This window comes from Streptomyces rectiverticillatus, from assembly GCF_013394065.1.
GTDB classification, from domain to species: Bacteria; Actinomycetota; Actinomycetes; order Streptomycetales; family Streptomycetaceae; genus Streptomyces; species Streptomyces rectiverticillatus.
In genome coordinates this window covers 6149753-6175109 of record NZ_CP040752.1, presented here as the reverse complement: position 1 = coordinate 6175109, position 25357 = coordinate 6149753, and the positions used below count along the sequence as shown (strand labels likewise).

The following is a 25357-nucleotide window of genomic DNA, read 5'->3' as shown; positions in this document are numbered from 1 at the left end:
CCTCGCGGGGAGTGACCTACGCCACCGTAACCAGGGGTTGACGAGCCGTGATGTATCCCACCCCGAGAAGTCCGTGTGCGCGGAATACGTCGGCGCGGCTACCGCAGCGGGGCGGTTGGCCGTACAACCGGTGTCGTAAGGTCGTTGAACCGCTTCGCCGGCGAGCAGGGCCGGCGGCCTAGCCCTGGGAGCGCCCGTGACGCAGACGCCGCATGTGCCGTCCACCGAGCCCGAGCTGGCGGGGGTGCGCAACTTCCGCGACCTCGGCGGTCTGCCGGCCGCCGGCGGACGGCGGGTACGGCACGGCGTCCTCTTCCGCAGCGGGCACCTCGCCCACGCCACCGAGGACGACGCGCGCTTCCTCGGCTCGCTCGGCCTGCACACGGTCTTCGACTTCCGCAACGACGCCGACATCGCGCTCGACGGGCCCGACGTCGAGCTCACCGGCGTCCGCAACGTCAACCTCCCCCTCAACGACCCGGCCCACGGCGCCGAGTTCTGGAACATGGTGCGCGCCCGCGACCTCGGGCACCTGCGGAGCGTGCTGGACGGCGGCAGAGCCGCGGAGCGGATGGCCGAGACGTACCGGGAGGTCGTCACGGGCCGCACGGCCGAGCTCGGCCACGTCCTGCACGCCCTCGCCGACGACAGCGTGCCGGCGCTGATGCACTGTGCGGCCGGGAAGGACCGCGCCGGGCTGTGCGTCGCGGTCACCCTGCTCGCCCTCGGCGTCGGCCGCGAGGCGATCGAGACCGACTACCTGGAGTCGAACGCGCCGCACCGGCGCTACCGGATGCGGCGCGCACCGGAGTCGACGGGGCCCGAGGACCGGGAGATCGCGGAGCTGCTGTCGCCGATGTTCGAGGCGCGCGCCGCGTACCTCCACGCGGCGTTCGACGAGATGGACGCCACGTGGGGCTCGCCCGACCGGTACCTGGCCGACGGTCTGGGGCTCGCCCCGGCGGCCCGTGAGCGGTTGCAGGAGCGGCTCCTCACCGACTAACGGTTCGCCACCGCCTGCTTCACCAGCGTGCGCCCGAAGTCCCACAGCAGGCCGCCCCCTCCGTGGGCGTCGTCCATGACGGCCGTGAAGGCGTCCACGAAGCGGTCCACCTCGCGCTCCCCGATGATCAGCGGCGGGATCAGCTTGATCACCTCCAGGTGGTCGCCGGAGACCTGGGTGAGGATGCGGTGCTTCTGCAGCAGCGGCACCACGACCATCTGCGCGAAGAGGCCCTTGCGGGCCGCCTGGAGCATGGCCCAGCGGCTGCGCAGCCCCAGCGAGGACGGCTTGCCGAACTCGATGCCGATCATCAGGCCCCGGCCGCGGACGTCGTGCAGCAGCTCGTACTTGCCGACGAGCGCGGCGAGCCGGCCGCGCAGCAGGTCGCCCGTGCGCCGGGCGCCCGCGACGATCTGCTCGTCCTCCATCACGGAGAGCACCGCGAGCCCGGCGGCCATCGCCTGTGCGTTGGAGCCGAAGCTCGCGGAGTGCACCAGGACCCGGTCCATGGAGGAGTAGACCTTCTTGAAGATCCAGTCCTTGCCGAGGGTGGCGCCGACGGGCACGTAGCCGCCCGAGAGCGCCTTGGCCACGCAGACCAGGTCCGGCTCGACGCCCGCCTCGTGCTGGTAGGCGAAGAAGTCGCCGGTGCGGCCGATTCCGGTCTGCACCTCGTCGGCGATGAGCAGCGCCTTGTGCCGGTGGAGCAGCTCCTGCGCGGCGCGCAGGAAGCCGGCGGGCGGCTCGTGGACGCCCTTGCCCTGGATCGGTTCGACGACGAAGGCGGCCACGTCGCCGCGGGCGAGCTCCCGCTCCAGGGCGGCGAGGTCGCCGAGCGGGATCGCCGTGTCGGGCAGCAGGGGCGCGAAGCCGTCCCGGAAGCCGTCCTCGCCGTTGACGGAGAGCGAGCCGGTGGTCAGGCCGTGGAAGGCGTGGGAGCAGTAGAGGACCCGCGGCCTGCCCGTCGCGTACCGCGCGAACTTCAGGGCCGTCTCCACCGCCTCGGTGCCGCTGTTGCCGAAGAACACCCGGTCCAGGTGCGGCGCGTACGACAGCAGCTTCTCGGCGAGGAGGCCGGGCAGCGGCTGGCAGTCGAAGCGGGTGAGGTCGGCGAGCGAGGCGTCGAGGACGTCGTGCAGCGCCTTGCGGACGACGGGATGGTGCCGGCCGACGCCCATCACCCCGAAGCCGGCGAGCATGTCGAGGTAGTCCTGCCCGTCGGCGTCCCAGAAGTAGGCGCCCTCGGCCCGCTCGTAGACCTTGTCGAAGCCGATGGTGTGCAGCATGCGCGGCAGCTGGTGGTTGAGGTGCCGGGCGTGCAGGTCGTACCGCTCGCCGCCGCGCTCCGCGAGGATCCGGGTGAGGTCGAAGCCCTTGCCGCCGGCGGCGGCACCGGCTGTGTCGGCTGTCATGCGTCGTTCTCCTTCACGGCCGCGGGGGTCTTCGCGGCTTCTTCCTTGCGGGCCAGAGCGGCGCTGATCCGGCCGGCGATCTCGGCGGGGGTGAGCCCGAGGTCCGCCAGGACCTCACCGCGCTTGGCGTGCGGCAGGAACTGCTCGGGGATGCCGAAGGTGCGCAGCGGCACGTCGACGCCGGCGTCGCGCAGCGCCTGCCCGATCGCCGAACCGACGCCGCCGGTACGGCTGTTGTCCTCGACGACCGCGACGACCCGGTGGCGCGCGGCGAGCGGGGGCAGGGCGGCGTCGACGGGCTTGACCCAGCGCGGGTCGACGACGGTGCAGGGGGTGCCGCGGGCGGCCAGGAGGTCGGCGGCCTCCAGGCACACGCCGGCCATGGCGCCGACCGCGACGATCAGGACCTGTGCCTCCTCGCCGCCGGGCGCGGGGCGGGCGATGACATCCATGCCGCCTTCGCGGGCCAGGGCCGGGACGGGCTCGCCGACGCTCTCCTTCGGGAAGCGGATCACGGTGGGTGCGTCCTCGACCTCGACGGCCTCGCGCAGCTGGGCGCGCAGCTGCTCGGCGTCGCGCGGGGCGGCGATCCGCAGGCCGGGGACGACCTGCAGGATCGACATGTCCCACATGCCGTTGTGGCTGGGCCCGTCGGTGCCGGTGACGCCCGCCCGGTCCAGGACGAAGGTCACGCCGCACTTGTGCAGGGCGACGTCCATCAGCACCTGGTCGAAGGCGCGGTTGAGGAACGTGGCGTAGACGGCGAAGACCGGGTGCAGACCGCCGGTGGCCAGGCCGGCCGCGGAGGTGGCCGCGTGCTGCTCGGCGATGCCGACGTCCCAGACGCGGTCGGGGAAGGCCTCGGCGAACTTCGTCAGCCCTACGGGGTGGAGCATCGCGGCGGTGATGGCGACCACGTCGGGCCGCTCGGCCCCGATGGCGAGCATCTCGTCGCCGAATACCGAGGTCCAGGAGCGGCCGGCGGGCGGGGCCAGCGGCCGGGAGGTGAGCGGGTCGATCACGCCGACGGTGTGGAAGCGGTCGGCGTCGTCCTCCAGGGCGGGCTGGTAGCCGCGGCCCTTCTCCGTACGGCAGTGGACGAGGACGGGGCCGTGGAAGCGCTTGGCCCGGCGCAGCGCGGACTCGACGGCGGCGACGTCGTGCCCGTCTATCGGGCCGAGGTACTTAAGACCCAGGTCCTCGAACATGCCCTGCGGGGCGAAGGCGTCCTTGAAGCCCTTCTTCGCGCCGTGCAGGGACTCGTAGAGGGGCTTGCCGATGGCGGGCAGGCCCTGGATCGCGTCCTTGCCCCAGGACAGGAAGCGTTCGTAGCCGTCGGTCGTGCGGAGCGTGGCGAGGTGGTCCGCGAGGCCGCCGATGGTGGGGGCGTAGCTGCGTTCGTTGTCGTTGACGACGATGATCAGCGGCCGGTCCTCGGCGGCGGCTATGTTGTTGAGCGCCTCCCAGGCCATGCCGCCGGTCAGGGCCCCGTCGCCGATGACGGCGACGACGTGGCGGTTCCACCGGCCGAGGACCTGGTTGGCCTTGGCGAGGCCGTCGGCCCAGCCGAGGACGGTGGAGGCGTGGCTGTTCTCGATGACGTCGTGCTCGGACTCCTCGCGCGAGGGGTAGCCGGACAGGCCGCCCTTGCCGCGCAGCTTGGAGAAGTCCTGGCGGCCGGTGAGCAGTTTGTGGACGTACGACTGGTGGCCGGTGTCCCACAGGATGCGGTCGGCCGGTGAGTCGAAAGAGCGGTGCAGGGCGATGGTGAGCTCCACCACGCCCAGGTTGGGGCCGAGGTGGCCGCCGGTCCTGGCGACGGCGTGGATGAGGAAGTGGCGGATCTCCTCCGCCAGTTCGGTCAGCTCCTCGGCGTCCAGGGTCTTCAGGTCGCGCGGACTGCGGATGTTCTCCAGCAACGACACGCGGGCCCCCTCCTCGTCTTGCGGCCTGGGCCGGGCGGCCGCACGGTCGCTGTTCCTACGGTGGCGGGTCGCCGGTCTCAGGCCACGGTGACGTGCGGCGCCCCGGGGAGGGCTCCGTCCGCCGTCATGGCATCGGCGATCTTCATTGCTTCCTCGATGAGGGTCTCCACGATCTTCGACTCCGGCACGGTCTTGATGACCTCGCCCTTCACGAAGATCTGCCCCTTGCCATTACCCGAGGCGACACCCAGGTCGGCCTCACGGGCCTCACCCGGACCATTGACGACGCAGCCCATCACCGCGACGCGCAACGGCACCTCCATACCCTCCAGACCAGCACTGACCTGATCCGCAAGCTTGTACACATCCACCTGCGCACGACCACAGGACGGACACGAAACGATCTCCAGACGACGCTGACGCAGCCCCAGAGACTCCAGGATCTGCATACCCACCTTGATCTCCTCCGCCGGCGGAGCCGACAGCGACACACGGATGGTGTCACCGATGCCCTCCGACAACAGCGCACCAAACGCCACCGCGGACTTGATCGTCCCCTGGAACGCCGGACCCGCCTCGGTCACACCCAGGTGCAGCGGATAGTCACACTGCGCCGCCAGCAGACGGTACGCATTGACCATCACCACCGGGTCGTTGTGCTTCACCGAGATCTTGATGTCCCGGAACCCGTGCTCCTCGAACAGCGAGGCCTCCCACAGCGCCGACTCCACCAGCGCCTCCGGCGTCGCCTTCCCGTACTTCTGCAGCAGCCGCCGGTCCAGCGACCCCGCATTCACACCGATACGGATCGGCGTGCCCGCCTCGGAGGCCGCCTTCGCGATCTCCTTGACCTTGTCGTCGAACTGCTTGATGTTGCCCGGGTTCACACGCACCGCCGCACACCCGGCATCGATCGCCGCGAAGACGTACTTCGGCTGGAAGTGAATGTCCGCGATCACCGGGATCTGCGACTTCTTCGCAATCACCGGCAGCGCGTCCGCGTCATCCTGCGTGGGACAGGCCACCCGCACGATCTGGCAGCCCGACGCCGTCAGCTCCGCGATCTGCTGGAGCGTGGCACCGATGTCCGACGTCCTCGTCGTGGTCATCGACTGCACCGAAACGGGTGCGTCGCCGCCCACGGCGACCGACCCGACCTGGATGCGCCGCGAGGGGCGGCGCACCGCGAGCGGCCGGGCCGGCACGCCGGGGAGCCCGAGGGACACGGGTCCCGCGGAGGCCACGGCCGTCAGCTCCGGTTCCCGGCGACGCTCTCGCGGGCCGCGCGGATCGACTCCTTCAGCGAGCCCATGGTGGCGAGGACGGCGGTCGGCTCGTATCCGCAGTGGGCCATGCAGTTGTCGCAGCGCGGGTCCTTGCCGCGGCCGTACTTGTCCCAGTCGGTCTCCTCGATCAGCTCCCGGTACGTCGGGACGTAGCCGTCGCTCATCAGATAGCAGGGGCGCTGCCATCCGAAGAGGGAGTAGTTGGGGATCGCCCAGGCGGTGCAGGAGAAGTCGACCTTGCCCTCCAGGAAGTCCAGGAACAGGGGGCTGTGATTGAGTCGCCAGCGCGCCCGGTTCCCCCCGGAGAATGCCTTCTTGAAAAGCTCCCGGGTCTGCTCGACCCCCAGGAAGTGGTCCTGGTCGGGAGCCTTCTCATAGGCGTAGGCGGGCGAGATCATCATCTCGTCGACCTTGAGGTCGTCATTGAGGAAGTTGAGCACCTCGACGATGGTCTGCGGGGTGTCGGTGTTGAAGAAGGTCGAGTTGGTGGTGACCCGGAAGCCGCGCCGCTTGGCCTCCTTGATGGCCTCCACCGCCTCGTCGAAGACACCCTCCTTCGCGACGGACTCGTCGTGCCGCTCGCGCAGCCCGTCGATGTGCACCGCGAACGCGAAGTAGGGGGACGGGGTGAACTTGTCCATCTTCTTGCGCAGGAGCATGGCGTTGGTGCAAAGGAAGACATACTTCCGCTTCGCCACCAGCTGGCGCACGATCTCATGAATCTGCGGGTGCATCAGGGGCTCGCCGCCCGCGATGGAGACCATCGGCGCCCCGGACTCCAGCACGGCGCCGACGGCCTGTGCGACCGGCATGCGCTGTTTGAGCACCCCGGCGGGGTGCTGGATCTTCCCGCACCCCTCGCACTTGAGATTGCAGGCGAAAAGCGGTTCCAGCTCGACGATCAGCGGAAACTTCTCGCGCTTCCTGAGCTTCTGTTCAAAAAGGTACGTTCCTACCCGGATGGACTGGCGGAGTGGCATGGCCATCTGGCTCACCTCCTGGGGAGCAGTAAAGAACGGTGCCATTCGATAAAAGCCGGGAGGACGGTGCGCAGAACCCGGAAAGCCGATATTCCACCGCGCAACGTCCCGATCCGGACGAGTTCATGCTCTGGAGCGTCCACGACCACCCGGACGGCCGCAACCGGGCGCGGACCCGCACGCACGGCGCTTCGGAGTGTGGCCGCGGACTCCATGTCCACGGCGACCGCGCCGGCGGCGTGCAGGGCGGCCCGCTCCGCACCGCGCACGACGTGGTCCGAGCCGACGAGGGGCCCGGTGTGGATGACACGCCGGGGCACGGCACGGGCGAGCTCCTTGGCGAGCAGCTCGACGCCCGTGCACTCGGTGCTGCCCGCGCGGTCCCGGGTCTCGTCGGCGACGACCAGGTCGCCGGGGTGCATTCCCGGGGCCAGGCCGGCGCAGAAACCCGTGGCGACGACCGCGGCCTCGCGCATCGCCGGGTCGCACAGGGCACGGGTGACGGCATGGTCCGCGGCCTGCGGTCCCATGCCGGTCCGCAAAACGGTCACGGGCCCGGCCGCCCCGCCCGGGCCGCCCCCGCGCAGGGCGAGGCGCTCGATGCCGAGCGCGCAGGCGACCAGCAGCGGTGCGGGGCCGGGACTGCCCGTGCCGTTCGTCATCACGCCTCCAGGCGGTCGGGGGTGAACAGCTCCCCGTGCACGTAGCGGCCGAGGGCCGTGACGGGGAAGACCTGCCGGTAGAGGTGGTAGTTGATGGAGAAGTCCCAGGGGAACCCGGTGCCGGTGAAGTGCGGCTCGTCCCAGGACCCGTCCGCGCGCTGGGTCTCCACCAGCCAGGCCACGCCCCGCTCCACGGCCTTGCCCTCCCGCTCGCCGGCGGCGAGCAGGGCCATCAGGGCCCAGGCCGTCTGGGAGGCGGTGGAGGTGCCGCGCCCGATCCACTCGGGGTCGCGGTAGGAGCGCAGGTCCTCGCCCCAGCCGCCGTCGTCGTTCTGCACACCCTCCAGCCAGCGCACGGCCCGGCGGATCGCCGCGTGCGAGGCGGGGATGCCGACCGCGACGAGGGCGGGCACCACCGACCCGGTGCCGTAGACGTAGTTGACGCCCCAGCGGCCGAACCAGGCGCCGCTCTCCTCCTGTTCGGCCAGCAGCCACTCGACGCCGCGCCGGGTGCGCGGGTCGTGCCGCTCGCCGAGGAAGGCGAGCATCTCGACGACGTGCGCGGTGACGTCGGCGGACGGCGGGTCGACGACCTCGCCGAAGTCGCAGAAGGGCAGCCGGTTGGGCAGCGTGCTGGTGTTGTCCGCGTCGAAGGCGCCCCAGGCGCCGTTCTTCGACTGCATGCCCAGGTTCCAGCGGGCGGCCCGCCGGAGGGCCGTCTCCACGCGCGCGGGCTCGGGGTGCCGGACCCGCTTGAGGGCCAGCACGACCTCGGCCGTGTCGTCGATGTCGGGGTAGGTGTCGTTGTGGAACTCGAAGGCCCAGCCGCCCGGGGTCAGCCCGGGGCGGCGCACCGCCCAGTCGCCGGTGCGGTGGATCTGCTCGTCCAGCATCCAGTCGGCGGCCTTGACCAGCGCCGGGTGGTCGGGCGCCACTCCGGCGTCCGCGAGGGCGATGGTGGCCAGGCAGGTGTCCCACACCGGGGACTGGCAGGCCTCGATCATGCGGCTGCCGTCCTCGCGCCAGACGGCGAAACGGTCCAGCGACTTGAGCCCCTCGCGCAGCACGGGGTGGTCCAGGTCGTAGCCGAGGAGGTGCAGGGCGATGATCGAGTAGACGGCGGGGGGCTGGATTCCGCCCCAGCAGCCGTCGTTCTCCTGGCGCTCGATGATCCAGCGGGCGGCCGAGTCGAGCGCGAGGCGGCGCAGGCGGCCCAGCGGGAACCGGCGGTAGTGGTGCAGGGCCTTGTCGAGCCGCTGGAAGACGCCGTCCCAGCTGGCCGCCGGGGCGAGCGGGCGCGGCGGGTTCGGCCGGGCCGGGTCGGTGTGCAGCTCGTCGAGCGCGAAGGGCGCGGGGCGCACGGGGCGCTTCGCGGAGACGACGGTCAGGGGCACGATGGTCTGCCGGGCCCACTGGCCGAAGTCGTAGAGGTTCAAGGGGAACCACTTCGGCAGAAACATGATCTCGGGCGGCAGTTCGGGGAGGTCCTCCCACTTCCACCAGCCGAAGAGGGCGAGCCAGATGCGGGTGAAGACCCGGGAGGCGGCGATGCCGCCCTGCCCGCGGATCCATGCGGAGGCGGCGGCCATGTGCGGGGCGTCGGGGGCGTCCCCCGCGAGCCGCAGGGCGACGTAGGCCTCGATGGTGGTGGAGAGCTCGCCGGGCCCGCCGAGAAAGGTGGCCCAGGTGCCGTCCGGGCGCTGCTCGGAGCGGATGTGGAGCGCGGCGGCGCGGGTGGTCTTCTCGTCCTGGACGCCCAGGAACTGACGGAGCAGCAGGTCTTCGGCGTCCATGGTGACGTTGGTCTCCAGGTCGCCCTTCCACCACCCCTGCTCGTCCTGGCGGGAGAGGAGGTGATCGACCGCGCGGGCCGTGGCCCGCTCGGCGGCGGCGAGCGGGCCGGGCGCCTCACCCTCCTGGAGCGGGGGCCGTTCCGTGCCGTGTGCGGTGTGCTGTTGCGCTGTGGTGCTGTCGGTGGCCGCGGCAGCGCGGGGCGGCAGGGCCCCGGTGCTTCCGTCGGTCGTCGCTGTCATGGTTTCCCCTTTTTTGCAGTGAGCTTCCTTCTCTGCCTTCCTGGGGGCTCCGTCGGCCGGCGCCGCAACACTGGCGCCGGCCGGCGACCGCGATCTGCTAGATCGGGTGAATAGGAATCATCTCTTTCGTACGACGACGAAGTCGGCGAGCGCCACCAGTTGGGCTCGGACTTCTGCGGGCATGTCAACTCGGTCGAGGGCGGCGATCGCGGTCGTGTGCTGGCGGCGGGCCTCCTGGGAGGTCCACTCCCGGCCGCCCGCCTCTTCGATCAACATCGCGCGGCTGGCGAATTCTTCCTCGTCGAAGTCGGCGAGCTGGGCGTCACTGAGCTTGGCGTCGGCCGCGAGGATCTCCGCGAGCCGCTCGGAGGCGGAGCCGCCGGCCGCGAGGGCCGCGACCACCGGCAGCGACTTCTTGCGCTGGCGCAGGTCGCTCCAGGTCTGCTTGCCGGTGGCCTCCGGGTCGCCCCAGATGCCGAGCAGGTCGTCCACCGCCTGGAAGGCGAGGCCGAGGTGGTAGCCGTAGGCCTCCAGGGTGTCGGCCGTGTGGTCGTCGGCGCCGCCCAGGACGGCACCGATGGAGACCGCGCAGGCGAGGAGGGCGCCGGTCTTGTTGCCCTCCATCTCCAGGCACTCCTCGACGGTGACCCGCTCGCGGTGCTCGTAGGAGATGTCCTGCGCCTGGCCGTCGATCAGCTTGCGGGTGGCGGTGGTCAGCCGCCGGGTGGCGCGGCCGGCCTCGACGGTGCCGAGCTCCAGCAGGATCTCGTTGGCGAGCGCGAAGAGGGCGTCGCCGACGAGGATGGCCTGCTCGGGCCCGTACACCTTCCAGACGGTGTCGCGGTGGCGGCGCTGTTCGTCGCCGTCCATCAGGTCGTCGTGCAGCAGGGAGAAGTTGTGCACGAGCTCCACGGCGACCGCGCCGGGGATGCCCACCTCCGGGGCGCGTCCGGCGGCCTCGGCCGAGAGCAGGGCGAGCGCGGGCCGGACGGCCTTGCCGCTGTCGCCGTGCGCCGGCCGTCCCTCGGCGTCGATCCAGCCGAAGTGGTAGGCGGCGACGGTGTCCATGGGCGGCGCGAGCCGGTCCACGGCGGCACGCAGCACCGGCGTGGCAAGCGTCCGTCCCCGCTCCAGCATGGCGTTGACGCCTGCAGTGTCGACAGCTGGGATCGCCGAAGTCACGGTCTCTCCTCTGGTGGTCGTGCTCGTGCGCGGCCCGGTCCGGGCACGCGACGCTTCATGGCTCGCCTCGGTCATACCGCCTCCCGCAAGGGGCTCTCGTGCGGTCGGCCGAGCTCGGAGAGTGCCGCACCCGCGGCGTGGACACCGCTGCGCACCGCGCCCTCCATGGTCGCGGGCCAGCCTGTGGCGGTCCACGCGCCGGCCAGGTACAGGCCGGGCGTGTTCGTGCGGGCGGACGGCCGCAGCCGGCCGACGCCCGGGGTGGGGGCGAACGTCGCTGTACGCTCCCGGGTCACGAAGAAGTCCCGGACGCCGGCGCCGCGTGCCGCGGGCAACAGCCGCTCCAGCTCGGGAAGATAGCGGGCCCGCAGCTCGGCCACGGGCCGGTCGATGTCGTCCTGCGCCGCCGACTGGGAGACGGCCAGGTACTGCCCGCCCTCGCCTTGGGCCGCCAGGCCGGAGGAGTCCGTACGGTCGAAGACCCACTGCACGGGCGAGCCCAGGGCGGCGAAGAACGGCTGCCGCAGGACCTTGCGGTCGTAGACGACGTGGAGGTTGAGGATGGGGGCGGTGCCGATCTCCAGCAGCCGGCCCGGCTCGTCGAGGGCGCCGTCGGGCAGCAGGGCGTGGGTCTCGCGCTGCGGCAGGGCGAGCACCACCGTGTCGGCCGTGAGCCGCTCGGCCTTACCGGGGCCCGTCTCGGCGTCGACCTGCCAGAGGCCGTCCGCGGCACGACCGACCGCGGTGGCGCGGGTGCGCAGCAGGGTGCGCACGCCGGCCTTGTCGAGGGCGGCGCGGGCGCGGGTGTCGTGCAGCTCGCCGAGGGGGACGTGCGCCCAGCCGATGTCGGCGGCGCCGGGCTCGGTGAGCAGCGCGGTCTTGAAGACCATGGTGGCGAGGCCGAGCGAGGACGCGTCGGCGGTGGCGTTGAGCGTGGCCACGCCGATCAGGTCCCACAGCGCCTCGACGGTGCGGGCGGACTGGCCGTGGCGCGCCAGCCAGCTCGCGAAGTCCGTGCCGTCGAGGGCGGGGTCCTGCGGGTCGAGGCCGCGCAGGGCCAGCGCGGCGCGGCCCACCCGGGCGCGCTCGGCGAGCGAGAGGTGCGGGTACGTGGCGAGGCTCGCGGCCAGGTGCAGGGGGACGGGCAGGGCGGTGCGGCGCAGCCGGCCCAGGCGCGGCCTGCCGGAGGGGTGGCCGACGTCGAGGACGGGCACGTCGAGCCGGTCCTGCAGGGGCGCGAGGTGCAGCGCGTCGATCCGGTCGAGGAACGAGCTGTAGGCGGTGCAGCAGCGCAGGTAGACGTGCTGGCCGTTGTCGATGGTGAGGTCGCCGCGGCGGAAGGAGAAGGCGAGGCCGCCGAGCCGGGGCCGGCCCTCCAGGAGGGTGACGCGCACGCCGGCGTCGGCGAGCTCCAGCGCGGCCGTGATGCCGGCGAGCCCGCCGCCGACGACGACCGCGCCGGCGGCCGGGTCGCCGTCCCCGTCGGTGGGGCCGCGGCCGGGTCCGGTTGTCGTGGCTGTCATGTGCCCACCCCTTCGGCTACTCTCAGGGACGTTTTCGCAGGGCGGAGGGTTGCGCGCCGTTTACCGGCCCGGAACAGGGGCATCAAGCGCGCCCCCCGGCGGTCCGCCGGTGGACGCTGCGGGCGTCGAGTCCGGACAGGCCGCGCACGGCGACGTAGACCTTCTCCCGGCCGGGCAGTGAGACCCGGCCGCGCAGGACCGCCTCGGGGTCCTCGGCGATACGGTCGAGCAGCCGGCGGTAGATGCCGGCCATGGCGGCGACGCAGGCGCCGCTGCGCCGGTCGAGCATGGGCAGGAGCCGGGTGCCCTCGGCGAAGAGCGCGCGGGCGCGCCGGACCTCGAAGTGGACGAGGCCGGTGAAGTCGGCGCCGGCCGGGGGCCTGGCGGAGTGGAAGCCGTCGGCGCAGCCGAACTTCGCGAGGTCGTCTGAGGGCAGGTAGGTGCGGCCGTTGGCCGCGTCCTCGCGGACGTCGCGCAGGATGTTGGTGAGCTGCAGCGCCAAACCGAGCGTATCGGCGTATTCCGAGGCGCGCGCGGCATCGCGTGCGCCGGGCACGGTGCCGAACACCCCGAGGGAGAGCCGGCCGATGGCACCCGCGACGCACCGGCAGTACACCGCGAGGTCGTCCCAGGTCTCGTACGACTCGCCGCGCACATCCATCTGAACGCCGTCGATGAGTTCGTCCAGCCCGCCGAGCGGGATGGGGAAGCGGCGCGCGGCATGGCTGAGCGCGACGGCCACCGGGTCGGTGTCGTCCTCGGCGATCCGGCCCTCCCGGATCCGCGCGAGCAGCTCGCGCGTCTCCTCCAGCCGGCGGTGCTTGTCCCCTGCGTCCAGCGGTCCGTCCCCGATGTCGTCGACACGCCGCGAGAAGGCGTAGAGCGCCGACATGGCGCGCCGCTTGGCGGTCGGCAGGAGCCGGATGCCGTAGCTGAAGTTGCCCGCCTGCTGCCCGGTGACCGCCTCGCAGTAGCTGTACGCGGCGAGCACCGGTGCGGACGCTTCCTGCGATCCGTTCACGGTCCCGCTCACCCCTCTCTTCGCAGTGTCGCTCCCACCTCGCGCAGCAGGCTGAGCTTGGTGGGCTTGGGCGGTCCGGGCAGTACGTCGTGTCCTGCGGCGGCGACCGCGCGGAGCGCGGCCCTCCCCCCGCCCACGAACCCCGCGAGCAACAGCTTCAACCTGCCGTGGACGCTACCCACCAGGGGGGTGCCTTCATTCAGCAGTTCCCCGGCGCGTTCCCCTTCGTACGCGACCAGGGCGCGCAACGACGCGCCGCCGGTCGGGCGCGCGAGGTCGGCCTCGGTGACGTGGAAGCGCTTCATGTCCTCGGCCGGGAGGTAGACGCGGTCGCGTCCGAGGTCCTCGGTGACGTCCTGCAGGTGTTCCACGATCTGCAGCCCGGTGCAGACCGCGTCCGAGCGGCGGATCCGCTCGGGGCTGGCGGTGCCGGTGATGCCCAGGACGAGGCGGCCGACGGGGTTCGCGGACAGCTCGCAGTAGGCGAGCAGATCGTCGTACGTACCGTAGCGGCGGACGCGCTGGTCCTGCCGGTTGGCCTCGATCAGCCCCAGGAAGGGCTCCGGGGTCAGGCCGCACCGGCGCACGGTGGGCCGCAGCCGGCGCAGCAGCGGATGGCGCGGGCCGGTGCCGGAGCGGTCGAAGACGCGCCGCAGGTCCGCCTCGAAGGCGTCCAGCATCGCGAGCCGGTCCTCGCCCGTATCGGTCCGCCTCCCCGCGAGCCCCAGCAGCTGCGCGTCGCGCCCGCCGGGGGCGAGGTCGCCGTCGCCGATGTCGTCGACGAGGCGGGCGTACCCGTAGACGGCCATGAGGTCGTCCCGCCAGGCGCGCGGCAGGAAGAAGGGTGCCACGGGGAAGTTCTCGTGCGCGGCCTTGTCGAGCACGGCGCGCTCGTGCGCGTCCGTCCCCGCCGTCACCGCGGGCTGCCCGGACCGGGGACGGCGTGCACGCCTCGGGGCTGGAGAGTTTCCGTAGCCATTGCCGTCACATCTCCCGTTCTACACTGCCGACCCAGAACATCCTATTTCGGACACGCCGCAGGGTAGACACCCCCTTCGGCGCCCCCTGCTCCCCCTTCGGCACCCACTGTCCCGCCGTATCCGACGCCGTCTCCGGAGCCGCGGATACACCGGTATCGCACGCTTCGCCGCAAATCAGCACGGTACAGCGTACGCCGCACACCAGTCCGACGCGCGGCCGGGTAGGTGCTTGATCCATACAATGCCACGCGAGCAACGAATCAACCCTGCCAATAAGCCAGTTGATCGTTACGGAAAGGTCAAGGCCCCCGCCGGAGCGCACCGGCGAGGGCCCGCGGGAACCGGCCCGCGCCGGCCCGTACGGCACCTAGCGGGCCGTCTCCTTCTCGTACGCCCGGACCACTTCCTCGGTCGGGCCGTCCATGAGCAGCTGTCCGTGCTCGAGCCACAGCACACGGTCGCAGGTGTCCCGGATCGACCTGTTGTTGTGACTGACGAGGAAGACCGTACCCGCCTGCTTGCGCAGCTCGCGGATGCGGGCCTCGGAACGCTTCTGGAACGAGCGGTCACCGGTGGCCAGCGCCTCGTCGATCATCAGCACGTCGTGATCCTTGGCCGCGGCGATGGAGAACCGCAGCCGGGCCGCCATGCCGGACGAGTAGGTCCGCATGGGCAGCGTGATGAAGTCGCCCTTCTCGTTGATCCCGGAGAAGTCGACGATGTCCTGGTAGCGCTCGCGGATCTGCTCGCGCGCCATCCCCATGGCCAGACCGCCGAGCATCACGTTCTTCTCGCCCGTGAGGTCGTTCATCATGGCCGCGTTCACGCCCAGCAGCGAGGGCTGGCCGTCGGTGTAGACCTTGCCGCGCTCGGTGGGCAGCAGCCCGGCGATGGCCTTGAGGAGGGTGGACTTGCCGGAGCCGTTGGAGCCGATCAGGCCGATCGCCTCGCCGCGGTAGGCGGTGAAGCTCACGCCCTTGACGGCGTGCACCTCGCGCACCCCGGCGCCCGGCGTGCGCTTGATGATCCGGTTCAGGGCCGCGGTCGCGCTGCCCCGGCCGGTGTTGCCGCCGTAGACGCGGTAGACGATGTGGACGTCGTCCGCGATCACGGTGGGCACTCGGGAAGCGTTCCCGGCGGAGTCCGCGGCGGAGCTCGCGGTGGGGTTCTGTTCAGCCACGGCCGTACTGCTCCTCAGCCTTCCAGAAGTACACGAAGCCGCCGATGCCGACCACGACCGCCCAGCCGAGCGCCAGCAGCCACACGTGCGGCGGCAGGTGGATCCGGCTGTGGTCCTCGATCAGCGACCAGCGCATCAGGTCGATGTAGACGGCGGCCGGGTTGGCCGAGAGGACGTCGATGACCCACTTCGGGGCGTGCGTCTTCTGCAGCGCGTCGACCAGGCTGTACATCACACCGGACGCGTACATCCACGTCCGCGTGATGAACGGCAGCAGCTGCGCCAGGTCGGGAGTCTTGCTGCCCGCGCGGGCCAGGACCATCGCCAGGCCGGTGTTGAAGAGGAACTGCAGCACCAGGACCGGGACGATCAGCACCCAGGACACGTCGGGCATGTGCCCGAAGCCCAGCAGGAAAACGAACAGCACGCACATCGACAGCAGCAGCTGCTGGAGCTGCTGCAGGGCGAAGGAGATCGGCAGCGCCGCCCGCGGGAAGTGCAGGGCGCGCACCAGACCCAGGTTGCCCGCGATGGACCGCACGCCCGCCATCGCCGAGCTCTGGGTGAAGGTGAAGACGAAGACACCCGTCACCAGGAAGGGCACGTAGGTGCGGATGCCCATGCCCTTGCTCTGCTGCATCAGCAGACCGAAGATCAGGAAGTAGACCGACGCGTTCAGCAGCGGCGTCGCCACCTGCCAGACCTGGCCCAGCTTGGCCTGGCTGTACTGGGCCGTCATCTTGGCCCGGGAGAACGCGACGATGAAATGCCGCCGCGCCCACAGCTGCCGGGCGTACTCCGGCAGGCTCGGGCGGGCCCCGCTGACCGCGAGGCCGTACTTCTTGGCCAGCTCGGCGGCGGACAGTCCGTCGTCGGGCGATGGCGGGGCACTCATGGCGACCGCACTGTCGTGCGTTGTCTCGCTCACAGTTGACACTTTCGTCCTCAAGGTGCGCTGCCGGGGGCTCGCCCCGGGCCGCGCCCGATGCTCATAGACAAGAGCTTGTCAGATCACGGGAGGCCGACCCAGCCGGGTCAGGCGCCACACGGTACGCCACTTCATGGGGCGCCGTGGACCACAGGGAGTCGTCCAGCCCTCCTTGAAGCCCCCGAGCCAGGCCCGCAGCGCGGGCAGGGACGGCCGCCGGGCCAGGGTGAGCAGCAGCCACACCCCGAGGTAGACCGGGACCAGCGGGGCGGGGAGGTTGCGCCGGGCGAGCCAGACGCGGTTGCGGGCGACCATGCGGTGGTAGACCGCGTGGCGGCTCGGCGCCGTCGTCGGGTGGTGCAGCACCATGTCCGAGCGGTAGTCGATCATCCAGCCCGCGTCGAGGGCCCGCCAGGCGAGGTCGGTCTCCTCGTGCGCGTAGAAGAACTCGTCCGGCAGCCCGCCGACCTCGGCGAAGACGCGGGTGCGGACCGCGTTGGCGCCGCCGAGGAAGGTGGTCACCCGCGAGGAGCGCATCGGGTCGGAGGCGCGCAGCCGCGGCACGTGGCGGCGCTGGGTGACGCCCGTGTCGGGATCGGCGATCCGGAAGCTGATGATGCCGAGCCTGGGGTCGGCGGCGAACGCCTGCCGGCACAGCTCGGCGGTGTCCTGGCCGGGCAGCAGGCCGTCGTCGTCCAGGAACAGCATGACGTCGACCTCGCGCCCGGCGGGCCCGAACGCCTCGATGCCCACGTTGCGCCCGGCCGGGATGCCGACGTTCTCCGACAGCTCGACGGTGCGCACGGCCAGGCCGGGGACGGCGATCGGCGGCAGCGGGGAGCCGTTGCCGACGACGACGACCTCGATCGGGTCGCCGTCCTGCTTGGCGACCGACTCCAGCAGGGCGCGCAGCTCCGCGGGGCGGTTGCCCATGGTGAGGACAACCGCGCCGACCTTGGCCGAAGGGGCGGAGGAAGCGTTCATCGGAGCCTGCTCGACGCGAGGATGGACACGAGGTGCAGCACAGTCTGCAGCACCGCGACGGCGGCGAGCAGGACCACCGCGACACGGGTGAACAGCAGGTCGCCGTGGACGAAGTCCGCGATGCCGGCCACCAGGATCACCAGCGACGCCTCGACGCCGCCGACCAGCCGGTGGAACTTCAGCGCGGCCGCGGCCCTGCGGGCCAGGGCCATGCCCGAGGAGCGCGGCGTGGCCGCGGAGTCCTCGGCGGCCGCCATGCCGCTGCGGGCGCGGGCCACGTCGACCAGGTCCGTCTCCGCCTTGATCAGGATGGCGCCGAGCGCCGCCAGCGTCCCCAGGAACGCCCACTGCCACTGCGTGGCCGCGCCGTCCTTGTGCAGGACGTCCGCCGCACGGATGCCGAAACCGACCAGCAGGGCGGCCTCGGAGAGGTAGTGGCCCACCCGGTCGAGGTAGACGCCGGTCGTGGAGGTGACCTTGCGCCAGCGCGCGAGCTCGCCGTCCACGCAGTCCAGCAGCAGGTACAGCTGAATGAGCAGCGCACCGAGGATCGCCCCGGCCAGGCCCGGGATCACCAGGGCCGCGCCCGCAGCGATGCCGGCCAGGATCATCAGGCCCGTGTACTGGTTGGGCGTGAGCCTGGTGTTCAGCAGGACCCGGGTGCAGCGCAGGGAGATCTCGCGCATGTACAGACGCCCGGCCCAGTGCTCGCCGCTGCGCCGGTCCTTGAGCCCGCCGGGGTGGACGACCGGGCGGAGTTCAGCTAGTGACGGTTTTGGCATAGTCGGCGTAAGCGTCCCTGATCTGGTCGGTGGAGAGCGCGAGGTGCTCCAGGATCGTGTAGCGGCCGGGGCGGGTCTGCGGCGCGTACTCCACGGCCGTGACGAACTCCTCGGCGCTGAATCCGATCTCCTGCGGCAGCACGGGCAGGCCGTGCCGGCGCAGCACCTCGACCATCAGCGCGGACTCCTCGCGGGCACCGCGCAGGTACATCGCGAAGGCCGCGCCGAGGCCGCACTGCTCGCCGTGGCTGGCCGCCCGCTTGGGGAAGAGCAGGTCGAAGGCGTGGTTGATCTCGTGGCAGGCGCCGGAGGCGGGGCGGCTGTCGCCGGCCACCGACATGGCGATGCCGGTGAGCACCAGGCCCTCGGCCAGCACCTGCAGGAAGCCGTCGTCGCCGACGCCGCCGGGGTGGCGCAGCACGGCCTCGCCGGCCTGCCGGGCCATGGCGGCGGCCAGGCCGTCGATGTCCTCGCCGCGCTCGCGGGCGGCGAGCTCCCAGTCCGCCACGGCGGAGATGTTGGAGATCGCGTCGCCGATGCCGGAGCGCACGAAGCGGACCGGGGCCTCACGGATGACGTCGAGGTCGATGACGACGGCGATGGGGTTGGGCACGCCGTACGAGCCGCGGCCCGCGTCGTTGTCCAAGGTCGCGACCGGCGAGCACAGGCCGTCGTGCGAGAGGTTGGTCGCGACGGCCACCAGGGGCAGGCCGATGCGCGCGGCGGCGTACTTCGCACAGTCGATGATCTTGCCGCCGCCGAGGCCCACCACGGCGTCGTAGTGGCCGGACTTCATCGCGTCGGCCAGCTTGATGGCGTCGTCCAGCGTGCCGCCGCCCACCTCGTACCACGAGGCGCCGGGCAGCGCCGGGGCGAGCCGCTCGCGCAGCACCGCCCCGGAGCCGCCGCTGATGGCGACGGCCAGCTTGCCGGAGCTGGAGATCCGCTGATCGGCGAGGACGCTCGCCAGATCGTTGAGGGCTCCGGCCCGGATGTCGACGACGACCGGCGAGGGGATGAGCCTCGTCAGTACTGGCACGCGATCCCCCGGCCCTTGGCGAGGTCGTCGTGGTTGTCGATCTCGACCCACTGGACATCGCCGATGGGCGCCACGTCGACCTTGAAGCCGCGGTTGACGAGCTCCTGGTAGCCGTCCTCGTAGTAGAGGTCGGGGTCGCGCTCGAAGGTGACCTTCAGCGCGTCGGCCAGGTCGGCGGCGGCCTCGCCCTCGATCAGGGTGACGCCGATGTACTCACCGGTGGCCTCGGCCGGGTCCATCAGCTTGGTGATGCGCTGGACGCCCTTGGCGGGGTCCACGACGACCTTCATCTCCTCGTCGGCGAGCTGCTTCACCGTGTCGAGGGCGAGGATGATCTTCTGGCCGTTGCCGCGGGCGGCGAGCAGGGTCTTCTCGACGGAGACCGGGTGCACGGTGTCACCGTTGGCGAGGATCACGCCGTCCTTGAGGGCGTCCCGGCCGCACCACAGGGAGTAGGCGTTGTTCCACTCCTCGGCCTTGTCGTTGTCGATCAGGGTGAGGCTCAGGCCGTACTTGGCCTCCAGGGCCTCCTTGCGGGCGTACACGGCCTCCTTGCGGTAGCCCACGATGATCGCGACCTCGGTCAGACCGATCTCGGCGAAGTTGGCCAGGGTGAGGTCGAGGATGGTGGTGTCACCGTCCACCGGCACCAGGGCCTTGGGCAGAGTGTCGGTGTAGGGACGCAGACGCCGTCCGGCGCCGGCGGCCAGCACGAGGCCGATCATGCGGGTTCTCCTGTTTCGTCGTGTACTGCGGGTGCCCCGGAGGACACCCAGAAGCGGATGCTCTCGCTGAGCACCACGAGGGCGATGGCGGTCGCCAGGACCGTCAGCGCGATGGTGAAACCTCGGCCGTGCCACAGGGCGGCCGCGATGGTGACCGCCAGGACGCGACCCTCGTGTCCGCCGATCGCCCGCACCAGCCGGTGCGGGGGCGCGCCGGTGCCACCGCGGATGCGGTACACCGTGTCGTAGTGATGGTAGGCGACCGCGGCCACCAGGCCGAAAGCCGCAGGAAGGGCCCCGGGGGCCCCGGACTGCGCCGCCAGCCCCAGGACGATGCCGTACTCCGCGCCCCGGAAGACCGGCGGGACCAGCCAGTCGAGGGGACCCTTGAGGGGCTGGGCGACGGCGACGCCGGCGAGGATCGCGTAGACCCCGGCCTGCAGGACGGCCCGCCAGGTGCCGCCGCTGCCGGTGACCAGCGGTCCCAGAAGGAGGCTGGCGGCGGCGAGCACGGCCCAGAAGGGGGCGCTGTAGGCCCGGCCGGGCACCGTGCGGCCGAGGCTGCCCGCCGCGGCCTCGGCGAGCGGGCCCGAGTCGGCGAGGTCGGCCAGCGCCTGTGCGGCGCGGTCCGTACGGTGCGCCTTGCGGGTCACGGAGCGCAGGACGCGGCCCGCGGTGGTGTAGCAGGCGGCGAAGGCGCAGCCGATCAGCAGCACGTAGAAGACGGTGCGGGGGGTGGTGAGCGCGGTGAGGGCCGCGATCAGCGCCCAGCGCTCGCCGATGGGCAGCACGATCATGCGGCGGACCCAGACCGTCCAGCCGACGCTGTCGAGGCGTCCGGAGAGGGCCGCCGTCGGGCTCGTGTTGGCCGTGGCGTCGTGGTTCGCCTCGTTGAACGCGAAGTCGACGACGTGCCGGCAGGTCATGAGGACCATCGCGCCGAGCGCGAGCGCCCATACGTCATCGTGGCCGCCGCCGCGGGACGCTCCGAGGGCCAGGCCCGCGTAGAAGGCGTACTCCTTGGCGCGGTCGAAGGTCGCGTCGAGCCAGGCGCCGAGCGTGGAGTACTGCAGGGAGTAGCGGGCGAGCTGGCCGTCGGTGCAGTCGAGGACGAACGAGAACAGCAGCAGCGCGCCGGCGGCGACGAAGCCGCCGCGGGTGCCGGTCGCCGCGCAGCCGGCCGCGATCAGCGCGGTCAGCAGGGACGCGGTGGTGACCTGGTTGGGGGTGAAGCCCCGGCGGGCGCACCAGCGCGCGAGGTAGCGCGAGTACGGGCTGATGCAGAAGGTGGTGAAGAACCCGTCGCGGGACTTCACGGCGTTGCGCAGGCGCACGGCCTCGTCGTCGACGGCCTTGGCCTCGGCGAGGGTCTTCGCCCGCGCGTCGTCCCCGTCCGGCACGGCCGCGACGAGCACACCGAGCTCGGGCCGGTGCACGGCGACGCCGTCGGCTTCCAGCCGGGCGGCGACGGCGTCGGGCAGGCCGTCTCCCGCCGCGGCGGGGGACGCGGGTTCGCGGCCGGCCGGGCCGGTGCCCAGGACCGCCCTGAGCGCGTGCGTCAGCGACGCGCGCGCCTCCGGCTGCGCGGTGAGCGCACCCTCGACGGCGGCGGCCGGGAAGCGGGGGTCGGTCAGGGCCAGCCGCAGGGCGTGCACGTGCCCCACGAAGCCGGGGTCCACCAGAGCGACGCGCTCGGCGGCCGGCACGGCGGCCAGCGCCCCTGCGGCGTCCTCCGCCACGCGAACGTCGAAGCCGAGAGACCGCAGGTCCTCCTCAAGGGAGGAGCCGGCGGGCGGCGTACCGGTGAGGATGGCGGTCGACAGACGAACTCACTCCTTGCGGCTGACATGGCCGCCTCGGGGCCGCGGGACGCGGCGAGCGGCAGTCGTGCCGGCAACCCCGGCGGGGGCGGCACGTCGGCAGAGGCTATCGGATCACCGGAAGGCCCCGTTCACCGCACGTGCGCCTCCTGCCTCCGGCAGGCGTCCGCCACGGAAAGGACGCTCGGGCGAAGCGTCTGGTTCCAGGCCGGGCGGTCCGGCACCGCCGCACTGCGCCATCGCGGTCCCTCACCGTTGCGGCGGAGGAAACATGCCCGCCGCGACGGCGGGACACCACCGCGGCGGGAGTCCGGCGGAATGCACGGCCACCGGAATCGAACGCAGGTCGTGACTCGCCGTTCAGGCGCTAGGGTGCCGGTCATGACATGGCTGATCACAGGCGGTGCCGGATACATCGGATCGCACGTCGCCCGGGCGATGACGCAGGCCGGCGAGCGGGTCGCCGTGCTGGACGACCTGTCCGCGGGCGTGGCCGAGCGGCTGCCCGCGGACTGCGTGCTGGTGCGGGGCTCGGTGCTGGACCGCGAGCTGCTGGACCGTACGTTCGCGGAGCTGGGCGTGACGGGCGTGGTGCACCTGGCGGCGAAGAAGCAGGTCGGGGAGTCGGTGGAGAAGCCGCTCCTCTACTACCGGGAGAACCTGCACGGGCTGACCGTACTGCTGGAGGCGGCGGTCGCCGCCGGGGTGCGCAGCTTCGTGTACTCCTCCTCCGCGGCCGTCTACGGCATGCCGGATGTGGACCTCGTCACGGAGGACACCCCCTGCGCGCCGATCAACCCGTACGGCGAGACCAAGCTGGCCGGCGAATGGCTGGTGCGGGCCACCGGCAAGGCGCACGGCCTGTCCACGGCGTGCCTGCGCTACTTCAACGTGGCGGGCGCCGCGGTGCCCGAGCTCGCCGACACCGGGATCTTCAACATCATCCCGATGATGTTCGACCGGCTCACCCGGGGCGAGGCCCCGCGCATCTTCGGTGACGACTACGCCACGCCGGACGGCACCTGCGTGCGCGACTACATCCACATCGAGGACCTGGCCACCGCGCACCTGGCGGCGGCCCGCCGGCTGGCCGAGCGGACGGAGCCGGGCGACCTGACGCTGAACGTGGGCACGGGGCAGGGCGTCTCGGTGCGCGAGATGGCCGGCCTGATCGCCGAGGTGACCGGCCGCACGGAGCCGGCACCGCTGGTGGAGCCGCGCCGTCCGGGTGATCCGGCGCGTGTCGTGGCGTCGAACGAGCTGATCGCGAAGGAGCTCGGCTGGAGCCCCGCGCACGACGTGCGCAGCATGGTCGCTTCCGCGTGGGAGGGCTGGTGCCTGCACCACCCGGAGGCCCGGCAGGCTCTTCCGCGCGCCTGACGCGGGCCGCCCACGGGTGATCGCCGCAGGTCGGTGCGGTGGACATCGTCGCAGGTCAGAGCACATGACAACGGTGTTCAGTGCCGCGTTGCCCGATACCCCCCGCCCGTAGTTCACTGGGTGCCCGGACGGCAGGAGCCGGCCGGGCGGGCACCCGTTTCCTTAAGGCGGCATTCATGGGCGCAGGGCACGATCACGGTCACTCGCACGGAGGACCTCCACCGGGCACGACCGGCACGGCGGCCGCGGCCTACAAGGGGCGGCTCAGGATCGCCCTGGGCATCACGCTCACCGTGCTGCTGGCCTACATCGTCGGCAGCGCGCTGACCGGTTCGCTGGCGCTGTTCGCCGAGGCGGGTCACATGGCGACGGATGCGGTGGGCGTCTCGATGGCGCTGCTGGCGATCCACTTCGCCAACCGCCCGGCGTCGAGCCGGCGCACCTACGGCTACGCCCGGGCCGAGATCCTCGCGGCGCTGCTGAACTGCCTGCTGCTGCTCGGCGTGGGCGGCTTCATCCTCGTCGAGGCGATCGAGCGGCTGGCGAACCCCACGGAGGTCCCGGGCGGCCAGACCGTCGCCTTCGGTCTCGTGGGTGTGGTCGCCAACGGGATCTCGCTGGCGCTGCTGATGCGGGGGCAGAAGGAGAGCCTCAATGTGCGCGGGGCGTTCCTGGAGGTGCTCTCGGACGCCCTGGGTTCGCTCGCGGTGGTGCTCTCCGCGCTGGTGATCATGGCCACGGGCTGGACGCAGGCGGACCCGATCGCCTCGCTGCTGATCGCGGTGATGATCGTGCCGCGCACGGTCAAGCTGCTGCGGGAGGCGCTGGACGTCCTGCTGGAGGCGGCTCCCCGGCACGTCGACATGGACGAGATCCGGTCACACATCATGGCGCTGCCCGGGGTGCAGGATCTGCACGACCTCCATGTGTGGACGATCACATCCGGGATGCCGGTCCTCTCCGCCCACGTCGTGGTCGATCACCTGGCCCTGGACGCCACCGGGCACGAGAAAATGCTGCACGACCTGCAGGGCTGCCTCGGCGAGCACTTCGATGTGGAGCACTGCACCTTCCAGCTGGAGCCCAGCGGCCATGCGGAGCACGAGGCGAAGCTCTGTCATTGACGCCCCTGCCGGGTACGGCAGACTTGAGGGTCGAAGACCGACAACGAGGATGGTCAATGCCGATCACACCAGCCAATGGCCTCTCCGCCGACACCGCTGCTGCCCCCTCCCAGGAGGAGTCAGCCGAACCGATCATGCTGGAGCTGGTCGACGAGGACGGCAGAACCATCGGCACGGCGGAGAAGCTCTCCGCCCACATCGCCCCCGGCAGACTGCACCGGGCCTTCTCGGTCTTCCTCTTCGACGACGAGGGCCGGCTGCTGCTGCAGCGGCGGGCGCTGGAGAAGTACCACTCCCCCGGTGTGTGGTCGAACACGTGCTGCGGTCACCCGTATCCCGGTGAGCCCCCGTTCGTGGCGGCGGCCCGCCGCACGGGCGAGGAGCTGGGGATCGCGCCCGCGCTGCTGCGCGAGGCCGGAACCGTGCGCTACAACCACCCCGACCCGGACTCGGGCCTGGTCGAGCAGGAGTACAACCACCTCTTCGTGGGAATCGTGCGGGCCGAGCCGCGCCCGGCCCCGGAGGAGATCGCGGAGACCGCGTTCGTGACCCCGGCCGAGCTGGACGCGCTGCGGGCGCGCCTCCCCTTCTCCGCGTGGTTCATGACGGTGCTGGATGCGGCGCGCCCCGTGGTGCGCGAGATCACCGGGGACGCGGCGGGCTGGTAGGCGCGGGGAGCGGCAGGGCGGCCCAGACCACCTTGCCGCCGTTCGCGGTGTGCTCGACGTCGCACATGCCGCCGGCCTCGTCGGAGATGGTCTTGACCAGCAGCAGTCCGCGGCCGCCGATGCGCTCGTCGTCCGCCTCCAGGGGCTTGGGCCGGTAGGGATGGTCGTCCTCGACGGCCACCCGGATCCAGTGCCGTCCGATGGAGACCTCCACGGCCACCTCGGGCGAGAGCAGTGCGGCGTGCTGGACGGCGTTGGTGACCAGCTCCGAGACGATCAGCAGCAGCCCCTGCAGCAGATCCTCGCAGAGCGGCACGCGCTGGTGCCGGAGGAGGTCGCGCACGGCGTGCCGCGCCCGGGGGACGGAGGAGTGCAGCGCGGGAGCGGTGAACCGCCAGGCCCCGTCGAATTCGACCGGGCGCCGGGGTGGGGCCTGCCCCGGTTCGGGCGGGACGCTCCCGAGGATTTCCATGTCCGATACCAACCCCTCACCATGGTCGACCGCAACCACGAGTGTTGGGAAGATGAGGGTCCGTACCGGCGGGGTGACCACAAATCAGCGGCTATCGACGGAGTTTGATCGTGTGCGTATGCCACGGTCACTGACGCGACTGATCCTGGCCACCCTGTTCCACGCTCCATGAACGATCCGGAGCGCTTTGTTCCACCCCGGCGCCGGGGGAACCCGCCGGCGCGTCCGGCGGGCCCGGATAGCATCCG

Annotated in this window: 22 protein-coding genes; 4 read left to right on the top strand and 18 right to left on the bottom strand. The window is 71.9% G+C overall.

Annotated features, from left to right (window positions below):
• Nucleotides 1-196 precede the first annotated feature (196 nt).
• On the top strand, nt 197-1003 hold the full coding sequence (locus FGW37_RS26845; protein ID WP_179083401.1) for a tyrosine-protein phosphatase: 807 nt from the start codon (nt 197-199) through the stop codon (nt 1001-1003).
• Here FGW37_RS26845 and FGW37_RS26840 read toward each other — a convergent pair.
• The 17 genes from FGW37_RS26840 to FGW37_RS26760 form a co-directional block, all read right to left on the bottom strand.
• Complete coding sequence (locus tag FGW37_RS26840) at nt 1000-2415, bottom strand: aspartate aminotransferase family protein (protein ID WP_179083400.1); 1416 nt, start codon at nt 2413-2415, stop codon at nt 1000-1002. The genes FGW37_RS26845 and FGW37_RS26840 overlap by 4 nt on opposite strands.
• Nucleotides 2412-4340 carry a 1-deoxy-D-xylulose-5-phosphate synthase gene (gene dxs / locus FGW37_RS26835; protein WP_179083399.1) on the bottom strand — a complete coding sequence of 643 codons (1929 nt, stop codon included), beginning with the start codon at nt 4338-4340 and terminating at the stop codon, nt 2412-2414. Before dxs ends, FGW37_RS26840 begins: the two co-directional genes overlap by 4 nt.
• 77 nt (nt 4341-4417) lie before the next feature.
• Entirely contained in the window at nt 4418-5566 is a 1149-nt protein-coding gene (gene ispG, locus FGW37_RS26830; protein ID WP_179083398.1) for a flavodoxin-dependent (E)-4-hydroxy-3-methylbut-2-enyl-diphosphate synthase, read from the bottom strand.
• A 23-nt stretch (nt 5567-5589) separates the two neighbouring features.
• Complete coding sequence (gene hpnH / locus FGW37_RS26825; RefSeq protein ID WP_168093759.1) at nt 5590-6612, bottom strand: adenosyl-hopene transferase HpnH; 1023 nt, start codon at nt 6610-6612, stop codon at nt 5590-5592.
• Nucleotides 6613-6617: 5 nt separating this feature from the next.
• Nucleotides 6618-7268, bottom strand: a complete 651-nt coding sequence (locus tag FGW37_RS26820; protein WP_179083397.1) for a phosphorylase family protein — start codon at nt 7266-7268, stop codon at nt 6618-6620.
• Nucleotides 7268-9301 (bottom strand): squalene--hopene cyclase, encoded by a 2034-nt coding sequence (shc, locus tag FGW37_RS26815; protein WP_179083396.1) that lies wholly within the window; start codon nt 9299-9301, stop codon nt 7268-7270. Before shc ends, FGW37_RS26820 begins: the two co-directional genes overlap by 1 nt.
• A gap of 117 nt (nt 9302-9418) precedes the next feature.
• Complete coding sequence (locus FGW37_RS26810) at nt 9419-10438, bottom strand: polyprenyl synthetase family protein (RefSeq protein WP_179084932.1); 1020 nt, start codon at nt 10436-10438, stop codon at nt 9419-9421.
• A gap of 116 nt (nt 10439-10554) precedes the next feature.
• Nucleotides 10555-12006, bottom strand: coding sequence for a hydroxysqualene dehydroxylase HpnE (gene hpnE / locus FGW37_RS26805; protein ID WP_179083395.1), 1452 nt, complete (start codon nt 12004-12006; stop codon nt 10555-10557).
• A gap of 82 nt (nt 12007-12088) precedes the next feature.
• On the bottom strand, nt 12089-13039 hold the full coding sequence (gene hpnD, locus FGW37_RS26800; RefSeq protein WP_179083394.1) for a presqualene diphosphate synthase HpnD: 951 nt from the start codon (nt 13037-13039) through the stop codon (nt 12089-12091).
• The gene (gene hpnC / locus FGW37_RS26795; protein ID WP_425506665.1) at nt 13036-13911 is read right to left on the bottom strand and encodes a squalene synthase HpnC; all 876 of its coding nucleotides are present in this window, start codon (nt 13909-13911) and stop codon (nt 13036-13038) included. Before hpnC ends, hpnD begins: the two co-directional genes overlap by 4 nt.
• 463 nt (nt 13912-14374) lie before the next feature.
• The gene (locus FGW37_RS26790) at nt 14375-15187 is read right to left on the bottom strand and encodes an ABC transporter ATP-binding protein (protein WP_179083392.1); all 813 of its coding nucleotides are present in this window, start codon (nt 15185-15187) and stop codon (nt 14375-14377) included.
• Nucleotides 15180-16115: an ABC transporter permease gene (locus FGW37_RS26785; RefSeq protein ID WP_179083391.1), complete on the bottom strand. Its 936-nt coding sequence runs from the start codon at nt 16113-16115 to the stop codon at nt 15180-15182. The genes FGW37_RS26790 and FGW37_RS26785 overlap by 8 nt, the downstream gene beginning before the upstream one ends.
• Before the next feature lie 78 nt (nt 16116-16193).
• Complete coding sequence (locus tag FGW37_RS26780) at nt 16194-17099, bottom strand: glycosyltransferase family 2 protein (protein WP_179083390.1); 906 nt, start codon at nt 17097-17099, stop codon at nt 16194-16196.
• Nucleotides 17096-17881: a CDP-alcohol phosphatidyltransferase family protein gene (locus tag FGW37_RS26775; RefSeq protein ID WP_179083389.1), complete on the bottom strand. Its 786-nt coding sequence runs from the start codon at nt 17879-17881 to the stop codon at nt 17096-17098. Before FGW37_RS26775 ends, FGW37_RS26780 begins: the two co-directional genes overlap by 4 nt.
• Entirely contained in the window at nt 17859-18920 is a 1062-nt protein-coding gene (locus FGW37_RS26770; RefSeq protein WP_179083388.1) for an iron-containing alcohol dehydrogenase family protein, read from the bottom strand. Before FGW37_RS26770 ends, FGW37_RS26775 begins: the two co-directional genes overlap by 23 nt.
• The gene (locus FGW37_RS26765) at nt 18908-19645 is read right to left on the bottom strand and encodes a phosphocholine cytidylyltransferase family protein (protein ID WP_179083387.1); all 738 of its coding nucleotides are present in this window, start codon (nt 19643-19645) and stop codon (nt 18908-18910) included. Before FGW37_RS26765 ends, FGW37_RS26770 begins: the two co-directional genes overlap by 13 nt.
• Nucleotides 19642-21468: a DUF5941 domain-containing protein gene (locus FGW37_RS26760; protein WP_179084931.1), complete on the bottom strand. Its 1827-nt coding sequence runs from the start codon at nt 21466-21468 to the stop codon at nt 19642-19644. The genes FGW37_RS26765 and FGW37_RS26760 overlap by 4 nt, the downstream gene beginning before the upstream one ends.
• A gap of 378 nt (nt 21469-21846) precedes the next feature.
• On the opposite strand from FGW37_RS26760, the gene galE reads away from it, so the two are divergent.
• From galE to idi, 3 genes are all read left to right on the top strand, one after another.
• Complete coding sequence (gene galE / locus FGW37_RS26755; protein ID WP_179083386.1) at nt 21847-22845, top strand: UDP-glucose 4-epimerase GalE; 999 nt, start codon at nt 21847-21849, stop codon at nt 22843-22845.
• Between the two features lie 176 nt (nt 22846-23021).
• Nucleotides 23022-23969 carry a cation diffusion facilitator family transporter gene (locus FGW37_RS26750; RefSeq protein WP_179083385.1) on the top strand — a complete coding sequence of 316 codons (948 nt, stop codon included), beginning with the start codon at nt 23022-23024 and terminating at the stop codon, nt 23967-23969.
• Nucleotides 23970-24025: 56 nt separating this feature from the next.
• Nucleotides 24026-24637 (top strand): isopentenyl-diphosphate Delta-isomerase, encoded by a 612-nt coding sequence (gene idi / locus FGW37_RS26745; RefSeq protein WP_179083384.1) that lies wholly within the window; start codon nt 24026-24028, stop codon nt 24635-24637.
• On the opposite strand, the gene FGW37_RS26740 is transcribed toward idi, so the two are convergent.
• Entirely contained in the window at nt 24612-25109 is a 498-nt protein-coding gene (locus FGW37_RS26740) for an ATP-binding protein (RefSeq protein WP_179083383.1), read from the bottom strand. The genes idi and FGW37_RS26740 overlap by 26 nt on opposite strands.
• Nucleotides 25110-25357 lie beyond the last annotated feature (248 nt).

What these genes read in the sequence shown, in the direction of transcription:
- FGW37_RS26840 (WP_179083400.1), bottom strand. Translation starts at nt 2,415, where the DNA reads ATGACAGCCGACACAGCCGGTGCCGCCGCCGGCGGCAAGGGCTTCGAC.
- hpnH (WP_168093759.1), bottom strand. Translation starts at nt 6,612, where the DNA reads ATGGCCATGCCACTCCGCCAGTCCATCCGGGTAGGAACGTACCTTTTT.
- FGW37_RS26820 (WP_179083397.1), bottom strand. Translation starts at nt 7,268, where the DNA reads ATGACGAACGGCACGGGCAGTCCCGGCCCCGCACCGCTGCTGGTCGCC.
- shc (WP_179083396.1), bottom strand. Translation starts at nt 9,301, where the DNA reads ATGACAGCGACGACCGACGGAAGCACCGGGGCCCTGCCGCCCCGCGCT.
- FGW37_RS26810 (WP_179084932.1), bottom strand. Translation starts at nt 10,438, where the DNA reads ATGCTGGAGCGGGGACGGACGCTTGCCACGCCGGTGCTGCGTGCCGCC.
- hpnE (WP_179083395.1), bottom strand. Translation starts at nt 12,006, where the DNA reads ATGACAGCCACGACAACCGGACCCGGCCGCGGCCCCACCGACGGGGAC.
- FGW37_RS26780 (WP_179083390.1), bottom strand. Translation starts at nt 17,099, where the DNA reads ATGAACGCTTCCTCCGCCCCTTCGGCCAAGGTCGGCGCGGTTGTCCTC.
- FGW37_RS26775 (WP_179083389.1), bottom strand. Translation starts at nt 17,881, where the DNA reads ATGCCAAAACCGTCACTAGCTGAACTCCGCCCGGTCGTCCACCCCGGC.
- FGW37_RS26765 (WP_179083387.1), bottom strand. Translation starts at nt 19,645, where the DNA reads ATGATCGGCCTCGTGCTGGCCGCCGGCGCCGGACGGCGTCTGCGTCCC.
- galE (WP_179083386.1), top strand. Translation starts at nt 21,847, where the DNA reads ATGACATGGCTGATCACAGGCGGTGCCGGATACATCGGATCGCACGTC.
- FGW37_RS26750 (WP_179083385.1), top strand. Translation starts at nt 23,022, where the DNA reads ATGGGCGCAGGGCACGATCACGGTCACTCGCACGGAGGACCTCCACCG.
- idi (WP_179083384.1), top strand. Translation starts at nt 24,026, where the DNA reads ATGCCGATCACACCAGCCAATGGCCTCTCCGCCGACACCGCTGCTGCC.
- FGW37_RS26740 (WP_179083383.1), bottom strand. Translation starts at nt 25,109, where the DNA reads ATGGAAATCCTCGGGAGCGTCCCGCCCGAACCGGGGCAGGCCCCACCC.